At 57.7% G+C, this 19,550-nt stretch carries 22 protein-coding genes; 8 read left to right on the top strand and 14 right to left on the bottom strand.

From position 1 onward, the window contains the following. Nucleotides 1–43 precede the first annotated feature (43 nt). Genes MWR57_RS10235 through MWR57_RS10255 form a run of 5 tightly spaced genes read left to right on the top strand, consistent with a single transcriptional unit; the run spans nt 44 to nt 3,725 of the window. Nucleotides 44–1,264, top strand: coding sequence for an MFS transporter (locus MWR57_RS10235; protein WP_423124719.1), 1,221 nt, complete (start codon nt 44–46; stop codon nt 1,262–1,264). Then, complete coding sequence (gene crcB, locus MWR57_RS10240) at nt 1,261–1,638, top strand: fluoride efflux transporter CrcB (RefSeq protein ID WP_423124720.1); 378 nt, start codon at nt 1,261–1,263, stop codon at nt 1,636–1,638. Before MWR57_RS10235 ends, crcB begins: the two co-directional genes overlap by 4 nt. Nucleotides 1,639–1,650: 12 nt before the next feature. After that, a complete protein-coding gene (locus MWR57_RS10245) occupies nt 1,651–1,998 on the top strand; it encodes a DUF190 domain-containing protein (protein WP_423124721.1) in 348 nt (115 codons plus the stop codon). Between the two features lie 18 nt (nt 1,999–2,016). Beyond that, entirely contained in the window at nt 2,017–2,709 is a 693-nt protein-coding gene (locus MWR57_RS10250) for an iron-sulfur cluster assembly scaffold protein (protein ID WP_423124722.1), read from the top strand. Nucleotides 2,710–2,726: 17 nt separating this feature from the next. Next, nucleotides 2,727–3,725 (top strand): GGGtGRT protein, encoded by a 999-nt coding sequence (locus MWR57_RS10255; RefSeq protein WP_423124723.1) that lies wholly within the window; start codon nt 2,727–2,729, stop codon nt 3,723–3,725. A 22-nt stretch (nt 3,726–3,747) separates the two neighbouring features. Here the strand turns inward: MWR57_RS10255 and MWR57_RS10260 are convergent, their stop codons facing one another. Then, nucleotides 3,748–4,647, bottom strand: coding sequence for an MBL fold metallo-hydrolase (locus tag MWR57_RS10260; protein WP_423124724.1), 900 nt, complete (start codon nt 4,645–4,647; stop codon nt 3,748–3,750). 37 nt (nt 4,648–4,684) lie between these two features. Here MWR57_RS10260 and MWR57_RS10265 point away from each other — a divergent pair, with 37 nt between their 5' ends. Beyond that, nucleotides 4,685–5,638 (top strand): YbgA family protein, encoded by a 954-nt coding sequence (locus MWR57_RS10265; RefSeq protein ID WP_423124725.1) that lies wholly within the window; start codon nt 4,685–4,687, stop codon nt 5,636–5,638. A gap of 12 nt (nt 5,639–5,650) precedes the next feature. Then, complete coding sequence (gene ald / locus MWR57_RS10270; RefSeq protein WP_423124726.1) at nt 5,651–6,757, top strand: alanine dehydrogenase; 1,107 nt, start codon at nt 5,651–5,653, stop codon at nt 6,755–6,757. A gap of 51 nt (nt 6,758–6,808) precedes the next feature. Here the strand turns inward: ald and MWR57_RS10275 are convergent, their stop codons facing one another. From MWR57_RS10275 to MWR57_RS10320, 10 genes are all read right to left on the bottom strand, one after another. Then, complete coding sequence (locus tag MWR57_RS10275; protein WP_423124727.1) at nt 6,809–7,093, bottom strand: Lrp/AsnC family transcriptional regulator; 285 nt, start codon at nt 7,091–7,093, stop codon at nt 6,809–6,811. A gap of 35 nt (nt 7,094–7,128) precedes the next feature. Next, complete coding sequence (locus MWR57_RS10280; protein ID WP_423124728.1) at nt 7,129–7,485, bottom strand: hypothetical protein; 357 nt, start codon at nt 7,483–7,485, stop codon at nt 7,129–7,131. Beyond that, nucleotides 7,482–8,093: a DUF2238 domain-containing protein gene (locus MWR57_RS10285; protein ID WP_423124729.1), complete on the bottom strand. Its 612-nt coding sequence runs from the start codon at nt 8,091–8,093 to the stop codon at nt 7,482–7,484. The genes MWR57_RS10280 and MWR57_RS10285 overlap by 4 nt, the downstream gene beginning before the upstream one ends. Beyond that, nucleotides 8,093–8,686 (bottom strand): hypothetical protein, encoded by a 594-nt coding sequence (locus MWR57_RS10290; protein ID WP_423124730.1) that lies wholly within the window; start codon nt 8,684–8,686, stop codon nt 8,093–8,095. Before MWR57_RS10290 ends, MWR57_RS10285 begins: the two co-directional genes overlap by 1 nt. 152 nt (nt 8,687–8,838) lie before the next feature. Continuing rightward, a complete protein-coding gene (locus tag MWR57_RS10295; protein ID WP_423124731.1) occupies nt 8,839–9,114 on the bottom strand; it encodes an RNA recognition motif domain-containing protein in 276 nt (91 codons plus the stop codon). Between the two features lie 278 nt (nt 9,115–9,392). Next, entirely contained in the window at nt 9,393–11,192 is a 1,800-nt protein-coding gene (locus MWR57_RS10300; RefSeq protein WP_423124732.1) for an ATP-binding protein, read from the bottom strand. Between the two features lie 138 nt (nt 11,193–11,330). Then, entirely contained in the window at nt 11,331–13,220 is a 1,890-nt protein-coding gene (locus MWR57_RS10305) for an ATP-binding protein (RefSeq protein ID WP_423124733.1), read from the bottom strand. A gap of 22 nt (nt 13,221–13,242) precedes the next feature. Next, the gene (selD, locus tag MWR57_RS10310) at nt 13,243–14,286 is read right to left on the bottom strand and encodes a selenide, water dikinase SelD (protein WP_423124734.1); all 1,044 of its coding nucleotides are present in this window, start codon (nt 14,284–14,286) and stop codon (nt 13,243–13,245) included. Between the two features lie 252 nt (nt 14,287–14,538). Further along, complete coding sequence (locus MWR57_RS10315; protein WP_423124735.1) at nt 14,539–14,835, bottom strand: putative Se/S carrier protein; 297 nt, start codon at nt 14,833–14,835, stop codon at nt 14,539–14,541. Between the two features lie 193 nt (nt 14,836–15,028). Continuing rightward, on the bottom strand, nt 15,029–16,057 hold the full coding sequence (locus MWR57_RS10320) for an NAD(P)H-dependent glycerol-3-phosphate dehydrogenase (RefSeq protein ID WP_423124736.1): 1,029 nt from the start codon (nt 16,055–16,057) through the stop codon (nt 15,029–15,031). 201 nt (nt 16,058–16,258) lie between these two features. Here MWR57_RS10320 and MWR57_RS10325 point away from each other — a divergent pair, with 201 nt between their 5' ends. Continuing rightward, on the top strand, nt 16,259–16,432 hold the full coding sequence (locus MWR57_RS10325; RefSeq protein WP_423124737.1) for a hypothetical protein: 174 nt from the start codon (nt 16,259–16,261) through the stop codon (nt 16,430–16,432). A gap of 56 nt (nt 16,433–16,488) precedes the next feature. Here MWR57_RS10325 and MWR57_RS10330 read toward each other — a convergent pair whose 3' ends face one another. The 3 genes from MWR57_RS10330 to gyrA all read right to left on the bottom strand — a co-directional run bounded on the left by MWR57_RS10330 (nt 16,489) and on the right by gyrA (nt 19,546). Further along, complete coding sequence (locus tag MWR57_RS10330) at nt 16,489–16,773, bottom strand: type II toxin-antitoxin system RelE/ParE family toxin (RefSeq protein WP_423124738.1); 285 nt, start codon at nt 16,771–16,773, stop codon at nt 16,489–16,491. A 6-nt stretch (nt 16,774–16,779) separates the two neighbouring features. Then, entirely contained in the window at nt 16,780–16,992 is a 213-nt protein-coding gene (locus MWR57_RS10335) for a TA system antitoxin ParD family protein (RefSeq protein WP_423124739.1), read from the bottom strand. 79 nt (nt 16,993–17,071) lie between these two features. Further along, a complete protein-coding gene (gene gyrA, locus MWR57_RS10340; RefSeq protein WP_423124740.1) occupies nt 17,072–19,546 on the bottom strand; it encodes a DNA gyrase subunit A in 2,475 nt (824 codons plus the stop codon). Between the last annotated feature and the right edge of the window lie 4 nt (nt 19,547–19,550).

Here is a 19,550-nt window from a genome sequence, read left to right on the forward strand (position 1 = left end):
AAGGGTAGGAGTTTTTTTATGTCCCCACATTGAGGAAGCCCCATTGGAAAAAGAAAAAACCTATTTCGGCTTCAGCAGGAATGTCTTTGTTACGGGACTGGTCAGCTTTTTCATGGATGTGAGTTCCGAAATGATCTACCCGCTGGTGCCGCTCTTCCTGGCCAACGTGCTCGGGGTCAATAAGTCCATGATCGGCCTGATCGAAGGGCTTGCCGAATCGACGGCCAGCCTGCTCAAGGTCTTTTCCGGCTGGTTTTCCGACCGACACGGGCAACGCAAAGGCCTGATGGTTATCGGCTACACCATTTCCACTTTGAGCCGTCCGATCATCGCCTTGGCCGGGGCCTGGCAGCACGTCTTGGCCTCACGCTTTACCGACCGGGTCGGCAAAGGAATCCGCACCGCGCCACGGGATGCGATCATTGCCGAATCCGCCCAAACAACCCACCTGGGCAGGGCCTTCAGCTTCCACCGTTCCATGGACACCTTGGGGGCAGTGGTCGGCCCGGCCATCACCCTCTCGCTTTTGGGACTTTTCAGCAACGACTACCGCTTGGTCTTTTGGCTCTCCATGATACCAGGCGTCATAGCGGTGGCCCTGATCATCCTCTTTGTCAAAGAAAAGAAGAAGCGCCCCGCGCCCCATGCAGAACGGCCAACGCTGCGTTGGCGCCATTTTGACTGGAAGGTGAAATTTTTCCTTATCATCGCGACCCTCTTCGCCCTCGGCAATTCCAGTGACGCCTTTCTGATCCTACGGGCAGAGCAGATCGGCATCCCGACGGTGATGATTCCGGCGGTCTATCTGGTCTTCAATCTTGTTTATTCCTTGTCGGCGATTCCGGCAGGGATGGCGGCGGATCGGTTCGGCAGGAAGAGAATCATCCTCTTGGGCTTCGTGCTCTTCGCCGGATTGTATTACGGTTTTGCGGTCGCCAGGAATACGGAAACCATCTGGTTGCTGTTCGGGCTCTACGGTCTGTTCATGGGATTTACCGAAGGGATTCAAAAGGCGTTTCTGGCCACCATCATTCCTCCCGATTTCAAGGCAACCGCTTTCGGGGTCTATGCTGCAACTGTAGGGTTGGCCATGTTCCCGGCCAGCCTGATCGGCGGAGTATTGTGGGATCGCGTCTCGCCAGCGGCAACCTTTTACTTCGGTGCGGCCACGGCAAGCCTTTCCGCACTGTTGTTCTTCATTTTGATGTGTTCCATGGGCAGAACGAACAAGAGCAGATGTATTCTTCATGAGGTGCGAACATGACAACCGCTGCCTTCATCGCGGGATTCGGGGCGTTGGGCTGCCTCGCCCGATATTATCTGTCAAGTTGGGTCTATGCCCCTTTGGGACGGGACTTTCCCTATGGCACATTTGCAGTCAACATTGTCGGCGCCTTTCTCATCGGTTTGGTGATAGAATATGGCTTACGGAGTACCCTCATTTCGCCAAATCTGCGCATCGGCCTTACGATCGGTTTTATGGGAGGGTTGACCACCTTTTCCACTTTCAGCTATGAAACGTTCACGCTGATGGAAGATGGCCAGATTATCACGGCATTTCTCAATATCCTGGCCAGTGTGGCGGTATGCCTCACATTCACCTGGCTCGGAATTCTTGTTGCCCGGCAAATAGCATAGGAGGAGCCATCCATGTCCAAATTTATTGGGGAAAAAGTTCTGATGCGGATTTTTGTGGGGGAGGCCAAGATGCACGGCCACCGCCCCCTCTACGAGGTGCTCGTAGAACTTTTTCTCGCCGAGGGTTTTGCCGGAGCCACCGTTTTGAAAGGCGTGATCGGCTTCGGGGCTCACCGAATTTATCACACTCACAAGCTCCTTGAGCTCTCGGCCGATATGCCGATGGTGGTGGAGGTTGTGGAAAGCCAGGAGAAAATTGATGCAATCATGCCCAAGGTGGATGCCATCATGGAAAGCGGCATGATCACCCTGGAGAAAGCCACGGTGATCCGTTACACTCACCGGCATGAAAATGAATAACCAACAAGGAGGTCGTTAATGCTCTACGCGGCGGAAGTGGAAAAAATGACCTGCGTGGCCAAAGGCGCGAATCACGGCCCAGCGCCGATTCCGCAGGAGGGACGCTGGACACTGGCCAAAGAGATCAAGGATATCGCCGGGCTGACCCATGGCGTGGGCTGGTGCGCCCCGCAGCAGGGTGCCTGCAAACTCACCCTCAACATCAAGGATGGCCTTATTGAAGAAGCGCTGGTGGAGACCATCGGCTGCTCGGGCATGACCCATTCGGCAGCCATGGCAGCGGAGATTCTGCCGGGCAAGACCATCCTGGAAGCGCTCAACACTGATCTGGTGTGCGATGCCATCAATACCGCCATGCGGGAGCTGTTCTTGCAAATCGTTTATGGCCGGTCCCAGACCGCCTTTTCGGAAGGGGGGCTCCCCATCGGCGCCGGGTTGGAAGATTTGGGCAAGGGCATGCGCAGCCAGGTCGGGACCATGTACGGCACTTTGGCCAAGGGGGTGCGCTATCTGGAAATGGCCGAAGGATATGTAACACGTCTAGCCCTGGACGATAACGATGAGGTCATCGGCTACGAGTTTGTTCATCTGGGCAAGATGATGGAGATGATCCACAAGGGCATTGACGCCAACGAGGCTCTGGGCAAGGCGACGGCAAGCTACGGCCGCTTTGATGAAGCCACTCGCACCATCAATCCACGTCACGAATAAGCGGGAGGACTTTAGATATGGCCCTGTTTGAAAGTTACGAACGAAGAATTGGAAAAATCACCCCCGTGCTGGCCCAGTATGGCTTGACCTCACTGGAAGAGGCCCGCGCGCTGTGCGAAAAAAAGGGGGTGGATGTGTATGGCATCGTCAAGTCCATCCAGCCGATCTGTTTCGAGAACGCCTGTTGGGCGTATATTCTCGGTGCGGCAATCGCCCTGAAAAAGGGAGAGACCAAGGCGGTGGACATTGCCCGGACGCTGGGCGAGGGGCTCCAGGCCTTCTGCATCCCCGGCTCCGTGGCGGAAGATCGCAAAGTCGGCCTTGGTCACGGTAATCTGGCCTCCATGCTGCTTTTGGAAGAGACGAAGTGTTTCGCCTTCCTGGCTGGCCATGAATCGTTTGCTGCCGCCGAAGGGGCCATCGGCCTTGCCCGCTCGGCCAACAAAGCCCGCAAGGAGCCGTTGCGTGTCATCCTGAACGGACTCGGCAAGGACGCGGCCCAGATCATCTCCCGCATCAATGGCTTCACATATGTACAGACGCAATTCGACTATGGCGCAGGAACGTTGGCAATCGTGCGTGAAGTGGCTTACTCCAAGGGGGAAAAGGCCAAGGTTCGGTGTTTTGGTGCGGACGATGTCCGGGAAGGGGTAGCGATCAACCACCATGAAGGGGTGGATGTTTCCATCACCGGCAACTCCACCAATCCCACCCGTTTCCAGCACCCGGTGGCTGGCACCTACAAGAAGGAGTGTCTGGAACGGGGGAAGAAGTACTTCTCCGTGGCATCGGGGGGCGGCACCGGTCGCACCCTGCATCCGGACAACATGGGCTCCGGCCCCGCCTCCTACGGCATGACCGACACCATGGGGCGGATGCACTCCGACGCCCAATTCGCCGGCTCATCCTCCGTGCCGGCCCATGTGGAAATGATGGGATTTCTCGGCATGGGAAACAACCCCATGGTCGGGGCCTCCGTTGCGGTCGCGGTGGCTCTTGAAGAAGCCATCAAGTAAAGGGCTTAACCAGAAGCGAAAATCAGAATTGCGGGATAGTTTTCAAGCACGATTCGGTGGCGGCCAATGGATTTTGGCTGCCATAAAAGGCTTCCCGAACCGCGCCATCCCCATCGAGCTTGCAGGCCAGGATTTTCGGATCATGATAGAAAAGAAACCAGGCATCCTTGGCACCCGCCTGCCCCAGAAACCGCTCCTTGGCCGCGACGGAATCAAGGGGAAAGTTGTCGTAGGCCGTGATCCAGAGCGGGTTGCTGTTGCAGGGCATGGGCAGCAGATCTCCCAGATGCAGAGCGATTTGCCCTCCTGATTCGAGCCAGACGGCCTGATGCCCCCTGGTATGGCCGCCGGTCCGCGCCAACCGCACCCCCGGCAGAATTTCCTCCTCGCCCTCGACCAGATGCAGGTTTTTCCCCGCGACCAACCCCGCGAAATTCTCCGGCCAGTAGGCGCTGGCCGAGCGAATGTTGGGGGCCAGCACATCCTCCCATTCCTGGCGCTGCAGGTAGTACATGGCCGCGGGAAAGGTCAGCTCCAACCCGCCGCTATCGTTGAGCATGGTGACCCCGCCGGCATGGTCGAAATCGCCGTGGGTGAGGATGACGTGGCTGATGGAGTCGCGGCAGAGCCCAAGCCGGGACAGGCCGGCAACAAGATCCCATTCAGCCCGCACCCGGAAAATCCCCCTCTGCTTGGGTGTCAGCTTGTTGCCCAGACCCGTGTCGATGAGCACATTGGACTGGCCCGTTTGCAGCAGCATGGGCGAATTTGCCAGCAGCACATGGTTATCCGGAGTGGAGGCGCATTTTTTCTCCCACAACACCCGGGGCACCACCCCGAACATGGAGCCGCCGTCGATCTCGAACTCCCCGCCCTGCAGCCAGCGGATCGTGAAGTCACCAAGTCTGAATCCCTGAGACATCTTTTGTTCTCCTTATTTTTCATGCTACAATACCTCCATGGACACCCCAATCACAATCGGAATCAGCGCCTGCCTCACCGGCCGGAAGGTCCGCTACGACGGCGGCCATACCCGCGACCCGTATCTTATGGAAACCCTGGCCCGGTTTGTCGAGTTCCTGCCGGTCTGCCCGGAGGCGGAATGCGGCCTGGGCGTACCCCGCGAACCCATGCGCTTGGTGGGTGACCCTGCCAAGCCGAGGCTGATTACCATCCAGAGCAAAATCGACCTGACCGAACGGATGGAGAGTTGGTGCCAAAAACGGGTCCACGAGTTGGAAACGGAAAACCTCTGCGGCTTCATTTTCAAAAGCCGTTCGCCCACCAGCGGCATGGAGCGGGTCAAGGTCTACAGCGAATCCTCCACCGGCGCCCCCCAACATAAGGGGGTCGGCCTCTTTGCCCGGGCCTTCATGGACCATTTTCCCCTGCTGCCGGTGGAGGATGAAGGCCGCCTCCACGACCCGGCCTTGCGGGAGAACTTCATCACCCGGATCTTCGTCCTCCGCCGCTGGCGGGAGGCTGCCGCCCACCAGCGGCTGGGCAGCCTGATCGAGTTCCATACCCGCCACAAGCTCCTGCTCTTTTCCCACAGCGAAACGCACTACCGCGCCTTGGGCAGATTCGTGGCCCAGGCAAAGCAATACCCCGCCGAAGCGCTCTTTGCCGACTACGAAAAGGGGTTGATGACCGCGCTGGCCTGCAAACCCACGGTGAAAAAGCAGGTCAACGTGCTCCTCCACCTGATGGGCTACTTCAAAAAGGTGCTCTCCCCCGCGGAAAAAGCCGAGCTTCTCGAACTGATCGACCAGTACCACCGGGAATATGTGCCCCTGCTGGTGCCGCTTACCCTGCTCAACCATTACGTGCGCAAATACAACGAAGCATATCTGGCCGGCCAGTATTATCTGCAGCCGCATCCCGTGGAGCTGAAGCTGAGAAACCATGTCTGAGGAGAAGGCCCCATGATCATCGGCGTACCCAAGGAGATCAAGGAAAAGGAGTTCCGGGTGGGGATCGTACCCTCCGGGGTCAAGTCCCTGGTGCTGGCTGGGCATACGGTGCTGGTTGAGCAGGGGGCGGGCGAGGGCAGTGGCATTGACGATGGTGGATACAGGGCGGTTGGGGCCATAATCGCGGCCACGGCCGCCGAGGTCTGGACCCAGGCCGATCTGGTCATGAAGGTCAAGGAGCCGCTGGCCCCGGAATATCCCCTGCTCAAACCCGGCCTGATTCTCTACACCTATCTCCACCTGGCCCCGCTGCCGGAATTGACCCAGGCGCTGCTCGACGCCAGGGTAACCGGGGTGGCCTACGAGACGGTGCAGCTCGACAACGGTTTTTTGCCGCTCCTTGCGCCGATGAGCCAAGTGGCCGGACGCATGGCCATCCAGGTGGGGGCCCATTTTCTGGAAAAGGAGGCGGGCGGACGAGGGGTGCTGCTGGCCGGGGTGCCCGGCGTACCGCCGGGTCATGTCACCATCCTGGGGAGCGGCACCGTGGCGGTCAATGCGGCGCAGATGGCCATGGGTCTGGGCGCGGAGGTTGCCATGCTGGGCCGCAACCTGCCCAAATTGGCGGAACTGGACACCCTCTTCCGGGGCAGGGTGCGAACCCTGGCCATCAACCAACATACCATCGAGGAGGAGCTTGCCAAGGCCGATCTGGTGGTGGGGGCGGTGCTGGTGGTGGGAGGCCGGGCGCCGAGATTGATCAGCCGGGAGATGCTTTCCCTGATGCCAAAGGGCGCGGTGATTGTGGACGTAGCCATCGACCAGGGCGGCTGCGCCGAAACCTCGCGCCCCACCTTTCACTCCGCTCCGGTCTACGAGGTGGACGGGATCATCCACTATTGCGTGGCCAACATGCCCGGCGCGGTGCCGCGTACCTCCACCTTTGCCCTGACCAACGCCACCCTGCCTTATGCCCTGGCCATGGCCGACAAGGGGTTTGCCCAGGCAGCCAAGGACGATCCACCCCTGTTCCGGGGCATAACCACATACCAAGGCGCGCTCACCAACCGGCTGGTGGCCGAGTCCCAGGGGCGGGACTGGCAACCCCTTCAGCTCTAGCAGGGCGTTGAAAAAAGCCGGGACGGCTTTTTTCAACGCCCTGCCCGGAAATCAGGCGCCGTCCGAGCCGATGGAAAACATGCTCTCCAGGGCATGGCGGGAGTAAGTCTGGAGGGCGAGCATGGTTTCTGTTTTTTGAATGGACTCCAGTTTCTGCATCTGCCGGGTCACCAAGGCCGAGAGCATTTCGTTGCTCGCCACCCTGGCAATGGCCACCAGATCGTGGCTGCCGCTGACGGAATACACCTCGGAAATGCCCTCCATGTCCGCGAGCGCTTCCGCCACCTCGTTGATCTTCCCCCGCTCAACATTCATCACAATAATCGCTGTAACCATTTCCGTTTCCTTTTTTTGCATGCATTGACCAGCGCTTACCAGAGACAAAAAATCTTTTTCCCGTCCTGCAATGCGCCGCGCACCTTTTCCATGTGACGCAGAGCGGCCATCTCCCGCTGGATATCCGCAGGCGCGGTCCCCAGCCGTTGAGACAAAAACGCGATGTCAGCCCCGCCCGTTTCCTTGAGGATATCGATGATCTTGGCCTGCTCCGCACTTACGGCGGCGCTGCCAAAGCTGTCCTTGCAATGCTGGGCGCTGCGCACCGCCCATGGGTCGCAGGTCCGGGTTGGAGAAAAGGCATCCATGTAACAATCCTCGCAGAGCGCCTGACCGTGCAACATCGCTTCTTCCCCGGGCTCCATCGCTTGATGGCAACGATCGCAGTTCATCCCAACCCCCCCAGCTTCACCATCTGCCGGTCATGTATTTTTCCCAGCAGGAGCAGGGCCACGATGGCGCCCAGCAGGGCCAGCCCCATGTCCGACTGGGTATCCCAAATATACCCCTGGGTGGCGAGAAAAGCATCGGCTCCGGTGCCGGAAAGCACTGCCACCCACCACTCCAGCAATTCGTAGAAGGCGCTGATCGCCAAACAGACGCAGACCACCAGAAAACTGAGCCAGCCGCGCCCGCTGACCACCCCCTTGCGGAGCAGGATCTCCCTGGTCACCATGGCCGGGATAAAGCCCTGGGCAAAATGACCCACCTTGTCGTAGTTGTTGCGCGGCCAGCCGAACACCTCCTTGAGCCAGTTGAAAAAAGGCTCTTCCGCGTAGGTGTAATGCCCGCCTTGCATCAGAATCAGGCAATGGATCAGGATCAGGATGTAGACCAGGGGGGTCAGCGGGAAGCGGCGGCGGGTGGCAACGAGCACTCCAGCCCCGATCAGGGCTGGGAGCACCTCGAGAAACCAGGTGTAGAAATCCTTCGGCTCAATGGCGGACCAAACCAAAGCCGCCAGATAGATCGCTGCCCAGCTCACCGCGCCCCTGCTCATTATTTTCCCTCCAGGTCTCTGAAATCCCGACGGATCTCCTCCAAACGGTTCCGGTAGCTCTCGGCATCGCCGTATTCCAGGAATTTCCCATAACGGCTGTGCATGGAGGCAATCCGCCGGGCATGCTTGATCGGACACCAATACTGTTCGGTGCGGCCGCCAATCTCCCGGACATAGGCGATCAACCCGTTGACATAGCCGCAGTACATGCAGTTGAGCTTCTCGATCAGGTTGAGATAGGCCAGGGACTGGCGGTCGACGACGATGTAGCGCCGCCTTTTAACCCTGGGGATGCCGTAAACCCGGAAGCAAACCGCCTGGAACACCGTGACCGAGAGGTCCAGAAACAGGGCCGGAATCAGAATGAACCAGATGAACGGCACGGTGAGGATAGTGAGCAGGGGGGCCTCGGACAGGTAACGCGACACCCGCTGCATGAGAGCCCGGTGTTGTTTTTTTACCTCCGCCTCGAAACGGACCTTGCGGCCGACCACGCGATAATAAAACTCCGCCTCCTTCTTCTCTATCTCCTCCAGGACCTCTTGCTCAAGTTTTTTCATCGCCTCAAGCAGGGCTTCTATTCTGGTATCCATCGTTCTCCCGTGCGCCTTGCCTGCGGTGCGCTGTTCGTTGCCGTGGCCGGGGACAAGCCCGCTACGGGCCGTTCCCTATAAAAAAAGCAGGTTGGCCAACCGGACCAACCTGCTTTTTGCGATACCCATCGTGCTGCGTTGCGACATCCCGATCAGTAGCTGGGACGGCGGCGCTTTTTGTCTTTTTTCTTTACCTCGGCCTGATTCACCTTCAGTTCGCGGTTCTTGAGCATCATCTTATTCAGAGCCTTGATCGCCTTGTCCGCCTCGGAGTTGCTGGGCATCTCGATAAAACCGAAGCCCTTGGACTGCCCGGAAAACCGGTCCTTGACCAGACTAATGCTGGCGACCTCGCCGTATTGGGAAAAAAGTTCCTTCAGCTCTTCTTCGGTGACCCCAAAAGCAAGATTGCCGATATACATATTCATTGATACATCCTCCCTCATGTGCATGCATAACAACCGCTATCAAAAAACCCAACGCACAGAATTGGCGGATAGCGCAACGGCCAACAATTGGCCCATCTGCAGAGGTGTAAAAAAATTAAGGGACCGGTCCGCGGTCCCTCGTTACACGTCTGCAGGTACTGTCAAACGGTTTCGGCGCCTCAAAAAAGGAGAAAACAACCGGTTCCGTTCCGAATCTATAGCATGGATTGGGGGGCAAACTCAAGCTTTTTCACGATTTTACACATAATGACAAGCAGTTAAGAAGAAGGAGCAAGCCATTGCTCAAGAAGCTTGCGCAACAGCTCTTTTTTCACCGGTTTGGCGAGGTAATCGTTCATGCCCGCTTCCAGGCATTTCTCCCGGTCACCCTGCATGGCGTTGGCGGTCATGGCGATAATCGGCAACGGTCTTTCTCCCTTGGGCTCCCGCGCGCGAAAGGCTCGCGTTGCCTGGTAGCCGTCCAGCACCGGCATCTGACAATCCATCAACACCAGATCGTAGTGCTTTCCGGCCAGGGCGGCCAGCGCCTTTTCCCCGTTTTCGGCAAGATCGACGGTCAAGCCCATGGCATCAAGCATCTTCGCGGCCACCATCTGGTTGACCTTGTTGTCCTCCACCAGCAGAATATGGCCCTGCAGTGGGCCTTCGGCCACGACCCTTTCCTGCTCCTCGGTCTGGACGGCCATGGCTGCCACCGGGAAATCCAATTCGCACCAAAAAGCGGAGCCCTTGCCCGGCTCGCTCTCCACCCCGATCTTTCCGCCCATCAGCACAACAAGCTGACGGACAATGGCCAGACCCAGGCCGGTGCCGCCGTATTTCCGGGTGGTGGAGCCGTCACCCTGGGTAAAGCTCTGGAAAAGATCGTGCTGTTTTTCCTCGGAGATGCCGATGCCGGTGTCGCGGACTTCAAGCCGCAACTTCACCCGGGAGGCAAGAGAGGACAGACACCGAACCCGAACCCTCACCTCGCCGTGATGGGTAAACTTGATGGCATTGGTCATGAAATTGAGCAACACCTGACGCATCCGGGTCGGGTCGCCGATGAGCATTTCCGGCACCTGTGGATCGATCTCCGTAACCACGGCGACATTTTTGGCCTGGGCCTGGCCGGCGAGCAGGGTAGCCAGGTCTCGCACCAGTGCGCGCAGACTGAAGGGGATCTCCTCCAAAACCAGTTTGCCGGCGGCGATCTTGGAAAAATCAAGAATATCGTTCAAAATACCAAGCAGCGCCTCGGCCGAGGAATAGGCTGTTTTGACATAATCGATCTGGGCCGCATCCATCTTGGTGTCCTGCAAAAGCTGCAGGGTGCCGAGGATGCCGTTCATCGGCGTCCGGATCTCATGGCTCATGTTGGCGAGAAACTCATCCTTGGCCCGGCTCGCCGTTTCGGCTTCTTCATTGGCCTGGCGGAGATCCCGCACCAGAATATCGTTGGCAAACCGCATCTCCAGAGAGGAAACAAGGGCATCCTGCATGTGGGTTGCCGATTTGATCAACATCAGGATATACAAAATGATCACGCTGGCCATAATGGTATAAAACTGGCCGCCGTGTTTCAGGAACAAATAGACAAAAGGCAGCAGGGGGCAGACCATGTAGACAAAATAGAGATTGCGCAAAGGAGAGAGAATGGGGATGGCCCCGGCGGTGAGCCCGGAAATAATGAAAAACAAAGCCACCTGCTCCATGCCGGTGGTTGAGGCGAAAAAGAAGATCACCGCCATTCCCCACATGATGCCGGTGAAAGATACCATATAGATATAGGCATGCGCGCAGCGCAGCGCCATGGGCTCCGTGTTTTTCTCCTGCCGGTGAAAACAAAAAACAACACCCAGCTTGAGGAGAAAAAGCACGGTCATGCCTGCCAGCCAGCCTTGCCAAACAGGAGAGGCAAGCGCCGACTGCACCAGCAGGCACAAGGCAACACTCAGGATAAATACCGTAATATTGCTGGAATATCCCGAATCAAGCACCAGCCTGACCAGTTCGTTCGTCACCAGCCTGCGGCTGTTTTTTTCCTTACCGCTGTGATCGAGAAAAAAGTTAAGCATGACTGATGCTATACCCTGTCCATCAGACGATTTCAATGCTTCCGGGAAGGATGGCCGCAACCTCGCCGGCCGATATTTGCTGGAGCAATCCTGCTTCGTAATGGGGGAAGGGTGTCACCTTCAAGCCGGAACCGGCTGCTAGGAAGAAGGGGCAAGCCATTGCCCCAGGAGCTTGCGCAACAGCTCTTTTTTCACCGGTTTGGCGAGGTAATCGTTCATGCCCGCTTCCAGGCATTTCTCCCGGTCACCCTGCATGGCATTGGCGGTCATGGCGATAATCGGCAACGGTCTTTCTCCCTTGGGCTCCCGCGCGCGAAAGGCTCGCGTTGCCTGGTAGCCGTCCAGCAGCGGCATCTGACAATCCATCAACACCAGATCGTAGTGCTTTCCGGCCAGGGCGGCCAGCGCCTTTTCCCCGTTTTCGGCAAGATCGACGGTCAAGCCCATGGCGTCGAGCATCTTCGCGGCCACCATCTGGTTGACCTTGTTGTCCTCCACCAGCAGAATATGGCCCTGCAAGGCGCCTTCGGCCTGCGTTGCTTCCGTTTTTCGCTCCTCGCCCTGCCGCCCCATGGTTGCCACGGGGAAATCCAGCTCGCACCAGAAGAGCGAGCCTTGGCCCGGCTCGCTCTCCACCCCGATCTTCCCGCCCATCATTAAAATAAGCTGCCGGACAATGGCCAGACCCAGGCCGGTGCCGCCGTATTTTCTGGTGGTGGAGCCGTCGCCCTGGGTAAAGCTCTGGAAAAGATCGTGCTGTTTTTCCTCCGGGATGCCGATGCCGGTGTCGCGGACCTCAAGCCGCAGCATCACCCGGGAGGCAAAGGCGGACAGGCACCGAACCCGAACCCGAACCTCGCCCTGCTCGGTGAACTTGATGGCATTGGTGATGAAATTAGTCAACACCTGCCGCACCCGGGTCGGGTCGCCGATGAGCATTTCCGGCAGGTGCGGATCGATCTCCGCGATCAGGGCCACATCCTTGACCTTTGCCGAATGGGAGAGCAGGGTGACCAATTCGTCCACCAGTGCCCGCAGGCTGAAGGGAATATCCTCCAGCACCAGCTTGCGGGCGGCGATTTTGGAAAAATCCAGGATGTCGTTCAGGATGGACAGCAACCCCTCGGCCGAGGAATAGGCGGTCTTGACATAATCGATCTGGGCCGCATCCATCTTGGTGTCCTGCAAAAGCTGCAGGGTGCCGAGGATGCCGTTCATCGGCGTCCGGATCTCATGGCTCATGTTGGCGAGAAACTCATCCTTGGCCCGGCTCGCCGCCTCGGCGGCGTCGCGAGCCAGAACCAACTCGCTCTCCGTGGCCTTGCGCCTGTCGTTCTCGGCAATCAACTCCAGGTTGAGGGATTCGCTTTCCTCGCTGGCCTGCCTCAGGTGCGCCACCAGGGCATCGTTGGCATACCGCGTCTCCAGGGCGGAGACCAGGGATCTCTGCATGATGGTGGCGGAATTAATCAACACCAGGATGTAAAATAAGATGATGGTCCCCATGACCAGGTATTGGGTGCCGCCCTGCTCGAAAAGCCTGTAGGACAAGGGCAGGAGCGGCAGACAGATATACCAGTAATAGAGCTTGCGCAGGGGAGAGAGAAGGGGAATTGCCCCGGCGGTAAGACCGGCGGCAATAAAAACAAGCCCCATCTGCGCCAGCATCGATCCGGTTTGAAAAAAACAGAATATCCCCACCCCCCATAAAACGCCGGTGAGAAAAACCAACCCCACATAGGTGTTCACACAGGGATAGGATATCAGCCCATGATCCTTGGCCTTTTTCCGGTAACAACGGGTGGCCACGAGCCTCAGCAGGAAAATAAGCGTCATGGCGAGTAGCCAGCCGGTCAGCAGGCTTGGCGAGGCAACCGTCCGCACCATGAGAAAAAGGGCCCAGGTCAGGACATAGGCCGCGGTGCTGCTGGAAACCCCGGAATCGAGCACCAGCCGGATCAGTTCGTCCGCCACCGGCCCGCTGTTCTCTTTTTCCTTATGGCTGCGATCGAGAAAAAATTTGAGCATACTTGATGCTATACCCTGTCCATCACATGATTTCAATGGTTCCGGGTTTGCCAGCCACCACTTCGCCGATGATGCCGAAATCCAGGGGATAGTCCCGTTTGCCCAACCGTTCGGCAATGGAGTTGATCCCTTCGACGGAAGCGGCAATGAGCAGGCCGCCGGAGGTTTGCGGATCGCAGAGAACCATCTCCATGGGATCCATTTCTTCCAAGGCGCTGTGCATGTGCGGGGCGTAGAAGGCCTTGTTCTTGTGGGCTCCCTCCGGGATGATGCCCATGGAGGCATGGTGCAGGGTCTCGGGCAAGATCGGCACGGCCCGCGAGTCGATGCGGATGGCCACGCCCGAGGCAAGAGCCATCTCGTAGAGATGCCCCACCAGCCCGAAACCGGTGATGTCGGTGCAGGCATGCGCCCCTACGGTCTGCATGAGCTGGGCCGCCTCCCGGTTCAGGGTGGCCATGACCCGGGTGATCATGGCCTCGGTGCCTTTGGCCGCCAACCCGCCTTTGAGAGCGGTGGAAAGGATGCCAGTGCCCAGGGGCTTGGTGAGCAGCAGCAGATCGCCCAACCGGGCGCCGGAGTTGAGGAGCACCCGGTTGGGATGCACCACCCCGGTTACGGAAAGTCCGTATTTCAACTCGGGGTCTTCGATGGAATGCCCGCCCACCAGCAAGGCCCCGGCCTCCTTGATCTTATCCAGCCCACCGCGCAGGATCTCCTGCAGGACGGCACGGCCCAGCTCCTTGATGGGAAAGGCCACCAGGTTCATGGCCAAAAGCGGTTTGCCGCCCATGGCGTAGACGTCGGAAAGCGCATTGGCCGCGGCCACCTGCCCGAACTGGTAGGGATCGTCGACAATGGGGGTGAAAAAATCCACCGTCTGGATGAGGGCGGTATCGTCGTTGAGACGATACACCCCGGCATCCTCGCCCGTTGCCGCGCCCGCGATCAGATTCGGATCGGTGGGCAGGTCAAGACCGCACAATAATTGGTCCAGGTCCCCCGGACTCAATTTGGCGGCTCAACCAGCGGCTTTGACGGTGCTGGTCAGTTTCAGTTTGGTCATTGTTCCTTCCATTTTGGGTCATATAACAACGGGCCTTCGACAGGCTCAGGCCGAACGGTGTTGTCTGAAAAAATTCAGATTATCCCCTAATTCTTTAACGTCATTCCCGCGCAGGCGGGAATCCATACGATCTAGCTAATTCCTCTGGATTCCCGCCTGCGCGGGAATGACTTGACTGTGCCAGGCAAACAATTAATATTCCGTTCGTGCTGAGCCCTGTCGAAGCACCGCTTTAAATCACCTTCCGGGTTCTTACGAATCCGTCTTCCAAGGTATCTCGCGAAAAACCCCTTCCGCTTCCTTACAAAAAATCCGGGCAATGGCGATACCGGCAGAGGCCAGAATACCCTGCACCTTGGCAAGCTCTGCCGGAGCAAAGGTGATGGCCATGCCGCAATCCCCACTGATTTCCCGGGGCACCGGCACCACATCCAGGGCGATGTTGCCACCTTTCAACAACTGTTCCGCCTTGAGCACGTAGTGGATGGAAAAAAAAATAGCCACATACGATCCGCTCGGGTGGCACCCATTCTTGGCGGCAGCCATCATAAAGCCCCCCCTCCCTTGACGGGAGGGGGCTGGGGGGTGGGTGAAATGGCCAACAGCCTCACCTCATGCACCTTCCCCCTCTCCCTATCCCTCTCCCGCCAGGGGAGAGGGGATTTTTTTGCATGTTGCAATTTTCTCATCGGATCGTGCTGACTTACTGCTTGCATAGCTAAAAAAATCAGAGGCAGATACATCAAACCTCTTCCATTTCCTCTTTCGAATCCCGGCCAAGCAGGGACTGAACCGCCTCACCGCACGGCTTATCCTCATAGATCATAGCATACACCTGCTCCAAAATGGGCATCTCCACCCCGATCTTTTTCGCCAGGGCCATGGCGGAACGGGTGGTTTTTATCCCCTCGGCAACCATCTTCATCTCGGCAAGGATCTGCTGCAAAGTCTTGCCCTGGCCAAGCTTGAGGCCAACCTGCCGGTTGCGGCTCAGATCCCCGGTGCAGGTAAGAACCAGATCGCCCATGCCCGCCAGGCCGGAAAAGGTAAGGGGCTTGGCGCCCATGGCCACCCCGAGGCGGGTGATCTCGGCCAGCCCCCGGGTGATGAGGGCGGCGCGGGTGTTGGTGCCGTAGCCCAACCCGTCGCAGATGCCTGCGGCAATGGCGACGATGTTCTTGAGCGCCCCGCCCAGCTCCATGCCGATCACATCGGTGCCTGCGTAGACACGGAACCGTTCGGTGTGAAAGATATCCTGAAAAAAACGAGCCCCCTCGATGGTGGGGGCGGCGACCGTCACTGCCGTGGGGATTCCAGCGGCCACCTCCTTGGCAAAGCTCGGCCCGGCCAACACCCCGAGCTGCCCCTTGAAATCCGGACGCAGGGAGGCCAACACCTCCGCCATCACCTGATTCATGGTGAGCAGGGTCTCGTTCTCAACGCCCTTGGTGGCGGAGATGATCGCAGCGTTGGGAGCCAGATGGGGGGCAAGGAGGGTGAAGACCTCCCGGTAAACATGGGAGGGAACCACCATGACCACCACCGGCTTGTTGGAAACCGCTTGGGCAAGATCGGCGGTAGGGTACACCGTAGTGGGCAAGGGAAAGCCGGGGAGGTAGGTGGTGTTTTCCCGATCCCGCAGAAGCCCGGCCACATGGTCCGGACGATGCGCCCAGAGATCCACGCTGAACCCCTTGTCGCCAAGGAGCTTGGCCAGGGCGGTTCCCCAGCTCCCTGCGCCAATTACCGCTATGTTTTCAGGAGGGGCCATGGAAGCAAATACTGTTATTTAGTTTTATTTTTAATCCGAAAAACAACCAAAACAAACACGGGGAGTAGTACGTATAACGCAAAATAAAGGCGAACCTTCAATGATGACCCACCATTCACGCCATTCGATATCCATGCCCAGATTTCAGGAAACAAAAATATGCTAAGCTTGGTTATAGAGAAATACAACGGAATAACCAGAATGGCTACTATCGCCCAAATAATTCGTTGTTTTTGGGGCACTGTTGTTGTTCGTAAAATGACGATTGATGGTCCACATGAAACAAGAAAAACCATAAAAAATATGACACCAATGCCAATTATCCACGAGACCGCCGCCATCGCTAACCCCCAGTGTTTTGGTGTCGCTTATTGAACTATAGATTTCTGTACGAGAACATTCCTCCAGCACATTGCATAATCTCTCCTACCTCATCCGCTTTTCAAATACGTCTTCAAATCCCGGTAGTAATTTTCGTGGGGCCCGATCATGATAAGCTCAAGACTTTCGTCCTTGATACAGCGGTAGGCAAGAAGATACATCTGGCTCTGCACTGTGAACTTATGGACAAAAACACCCCGCAAGTCGCCTTTCTTTTCCGAGCCAAGGGAGGGGTTTTCTATAATCTGCCTGATTTCGTTGTCTAACTCAGACTTCTCTTTCTCGTTGAATTTTTTAACTTTTTTCGCAAACGAGTGTGATTGATAAATCTTCATGGATCATCAACCGAATTGATACTCTGTCTTCTCGTCGTGCTCCAGCTCTTCAAGCCCCATCAAAATCTCCTTGATAAGGCTGTAGGTGAGATCCGGGTTTTCTTCCGAGCATTTGCCAATCCGCGCCCAATGCTCGATCTGGCCGGTCAGGGATCGGTGCTCGATTTTACTGAACCGTTTCGCCTCGCCGACCAACTCTTCCGATATTCTTACCGCCATTGCCATAACACACCTCCATGATAAGTCTCTCTCATGGATACATTTTACGACTTAAAATTGCAAAATGCAACTTTTTGCGTCACTCTGCGGTTTCCTCGTCCTCACCTTCCTCATCATCGGAAATGATCTCGGCCATGCGATCCACCGCCATGACCTTCTCGCCCTCATCCAGCTTGAAGAGCCGCACGCCCTGAGTGTTCCGGCCGATGACCCGCAGATCGCGCATGGAGATGCGGATGATCTTGCCGCCGTTGGTGATCATCATCAGCTCGTCTTCGTCCGTCACCTGCAAGGCCCCAACCACCAGGCCGTTGCGCTCGCTGGCCTTGATGGCGAAAACTCCCTTGCCGCCGCGCTTGATCAGCCGGTATTCATCCACCTCGCTGCGCTTGCCGTAGCCGTTTTCCGTGACCACCACCACCGAGGAGCCCTCGTGCACCACATCCACGGAGACCACCTCGTCGCCCTCGGCCAGGTTGATGCCCTTGACCCCGGTCGCGGTGCGGCCCATGCTGCGGACGTTTTGCTCGTTGAAGCGGATCGACATGCCCTTGCGGGTGACGACCATGATATCGTTGCTGCCGTTGGTCAGGACCGCACCCAAAATCTCGTCATCCTCGCGGATGGTGAGGGCGATCTTGCCGCGCCGGATGGGGCGGCGGAACTCGGTGAGCACGGTTTTCTTGACCACGCCCTTCTTGGTGATCATCATGATGTGGCATTCCTGGCCCTCGGGGATATCGAAGGTGGAAACCGGCAGGATGGCCATAACCTTTTCGCCCTCGGTCAGCTCCAGGAGATTGACGATGGCCTTGCCCCTGGCGATGCGCCCGGCCTGCGGGATCTCGTAAACCTTGCGCCAGAAGACCTTGCCGTGGTTGGTGAAAAAAAGGAAGGTGGCGTGGGTGGAGGCCGTGTACATGTTGGAGACGAAATCCTCCTCGATGGTGGTGGTGCCCTTGATCCCCTTGCCGCCGCGCCGCTGGGAGCGGTAGAGGTCAACCGGGTTGCGCTTGATGTAGCCCTCGTGGGTAACGGTGACCACCATCTCTTCCTGCATGATCATGTCTTCAGGCAGAATCTCGTCCGGGGCTTCGATGATCTCGGTGCGCCGCTCATCGCCGTACTGCTCGATGATCTCGGTGAACTCGTCGCGGATGATCTTCATGACCAGATTCTGGTCGGCCAGCACCTGCTTGAACCAGGTGATCTGTTTCATCAGCTCTTCGTACTCGCTGACGATCTTTTCCCGCTCCAAGCCGGTGAGCCGGTGCAGCCGCATCTCCAGGATGGACTGGGCCTGAATCTCAGAAAGGGAGAAGCGGGCGATGAGGCCGAGCTTGGCTTCCTGGGGGTTGGCGGATTTCTTGATCAGCTCCACCACCTCGTCGAGGTTGGTGATGGCGATCTTGAGCCCTTCCAAAATGTGGGCCTTTTCCTCGGCCTTTTTGAGGTCGTAGGCAGTGCGGCGGTAGACGATGGTCTTGCGGTGCAGGAGGAAATATTCCAAAATCTGCCGCAGGTTCAAAATCTCGGGCCGGTTGTTGACGATGGAGAGCAGGATGATGCCCATGCTCCGCTGCAGCGGGGTCAGCTTGTACAACTGGTTGATCACCACCTCGGCAATGGCGTCCTTTTTCAGCTCAAGCACGATGCGCATCCCATGGCGGTCGGATTCGTCGCGCACCTCGGAGATGGTCTCTATCCGTTTTTCCTTGACCAACAGGGCGATCTTCTCGATGAGGAACGCCTTGTTCTGCTGGTAGGGAATCTCGGTGATGATGATGGATTCCCGGCCGCTCTTGCTCTTTTCCACATCGGTCTTGGAACGCATGAGAATGGAGCCGCGCCCTGTTTCATAGGCCTCGCGGATGCCGGCCCTGCCGCAGATATAAGCGCCGGTGGGGAGATCGGGTCCGGTGATATGGTCCATCAACTGGTTGACCGTGATGTTGGGGTCGTCGATCATGGCGATCAGGCCGTTCATCACCTCCACCAGATTGTGGGGCGGGATATTGGTGGCCATGCCCACGGCAATGCCGGAAGAGCCGTTGATCAGCAGATTGGGGATTCGGGAGGGAAAAACCACCGGCTCCATATGGGAGTTGTCGTAGGTGGGCACGAAATCAACGGTTTCCTTTTCAAGGTCCGCGATGATCTCCTGGTCGATCTTGGTCATCCGCGCTTCGGTATACCGCATGGCCGCAGGGGAATCGCCGTCCACCGAACCAAAGTTGCCCTGGCCGTCGACCAAGGGATAACGCATGGAGAAATCCTGGGCCATGCGGACGATGGTGTCGTAGGCCGCGGTATCGCCGTGCGGGTGGTACTTACCGATAACATCACCGACAATACGGGCCGACTTAAGGTGGGGCCGGTTGTGGAAGTTGCTCAGCTCCCGCATGGCAAAGAGGGCGCGGCGATGCACGGGCTTGAGGCCGTCGCGCACATCGGGCAGGGCCCGGCCAATGATGACGCTCATGGCGTAATCGAGGTAGGATTTCTTCAGTTCCTTCTCGATGGAGATCGAGGCAATCGGCAAATTTTGGGTCATTTCT

The sequence above is a fragment of the Hydrosulfovibrio ferrireducens genome (assembly GCF_046883345.1).
GTDB lineage: Bacteria > Desulfobacterota > Desulfobulbia > Desulfobulbales > Desulfurivibrionaceae > Thiovibrio > Thiovibrio ferrireducens.

Bases quoted from the DNA above. Each gene is read 5' to 3' on its own strand.
- crcB (WP_423124720.1), top strand. From the start codon at position 1,261: ATGACAACCGCTGCCTTCATCGCGGGATTCGGGGCGTTGGGCTGCCTC.
- MWR57_RS10245 (WP_423124721.1), top strand. From the start codon at position 1,651: ATGTCCAAATTTATTGGGGAAAAAGTTCTGATGCGGATTTTTGTGGGG.
- MWR57_RS10250 (WP_423124722.1), top strand. From the start codon at position 2,017: ATGCTCTACGCGGCGGAAGTGGAAAAAATGACCTGCGTGGCCAAAGGC.
- MWR57_RS10255 (WP_423124723.1), top strand. From the start codon at position 2,727: ATGGCCCTGTTTGAAAGTTACGAACGAAGAATTGGAAAAATCACCCCC.
- MWR57_RS10260 (WP_423124724.1), bottom strand. From the start codon at position 4,647: ATGTCTCAGGGATTCAGACTTGGTGACTTCACGATCCGCTGGCTGCAG.
- MWR57_RS10265 (WP_423124725.1), top strand. From the start codon at position 4,685: ATGGACACCCCAATCACAATCGGAATCAGCGCCTGCCTCACCGGCCGG.
- ald (WP_423124726.1), top strand. From the start codon at position 5,651: ATGATCATCGGCGTACCCAAGGAGATCAAGGAAAAGGAGTTCCGGGTG.
- MWR57_RS10275 (WP_423124727.1), bottom strand. From the start codon at position 7,093: ATGGTTACAGCGATTATTGTGATGAATGTTGAGCGGGGGAAGATCAAC.
- MWR57_RS10280 (WP_423124728.1), bottom strand. From the start codon at position 7,485: ATGAACTGCGATCGTTGCCATCAAGCGATGGAGCCCGGGGAAGAAGCG.
- MWR57_RS10285 (WP_423124729.1), bottom strand. From the start codon at position 8,093: ATGAGCAGGGGCGCGGTGAGCTGGGCAGCGATCTATCTGGCGGCTTTG.
- MWR57_RS10290 (WP_423124730.1), bottom strand. From the start codon at position 8,686: ATGGATACCAGAATAGAAGCCCTGCTTGAGGCGATGAAAAAACTTGAG.
- MWR57_RS10295 (WP_423124731.1), bottom strand. From the start codon at position 9,114: ATGAATATGTATATCGGCAATCTTGCTTTTGGGGTCACCGAAGAAGAG.
- MWR57_RS10300 (WP_423124732.1), bottom strand. From the start codon at position 11,192: ATGCTTAACTTTTTTCTCGATCACAGCGGTAAGGAAAAAAACAGCCGC.
- MWR57_RS10305 (WP_423124733.1), bottom strand. From the start codon at position 13,220: ATGCTCAAATTTTTTCTCGATCGCAGCCATAAGGAAAAAGAGAACAGC.
- MWR57_RS10315 (WP_423124735.1), bottom strand. From the start codon at position 14,835: ATGATGGCTGCCGCCAAGAATGGGTGCCACCCGAGCGGATCGTATGTG.
- MWR57_RS10320 (WP_423124736.1), bottom strand. From the start codon at position 16,057: ATGGCCCCTCCTGAAAACATAGCGGTAATTGGCGCAGGGAGCTGGGGA.
- MWR57_RS10325 (WP_423124737.1), top strand. From the start codon at position 16,259: ATGGCTACTATCGCCCAAATAATTCGTTGTTTTTGGGGCACTGTTGTT.
- MWR57_RS10330 (WP_423124738.1), bottom strand. From the start codon at position 16,773: ATGAAGATTTATCAATCACACTCGTTTGCGAAAAAAGTTAAAAAATTC.
- MWR57_RS10335 (WP_423124739.1), bottom strand. From the start codon at position 16,992: ATGGCGGTAAGAATATCGGAAGAGTTGGTCGGCGAGGCGAAACGGTTC.
- gyrA (WP_423124740.1), bottom strand. From the start codon at position 19,546: ATGACCCAAAATTTGCCGATTGCCTCGATCTCCATCGAGAAGGAACTG.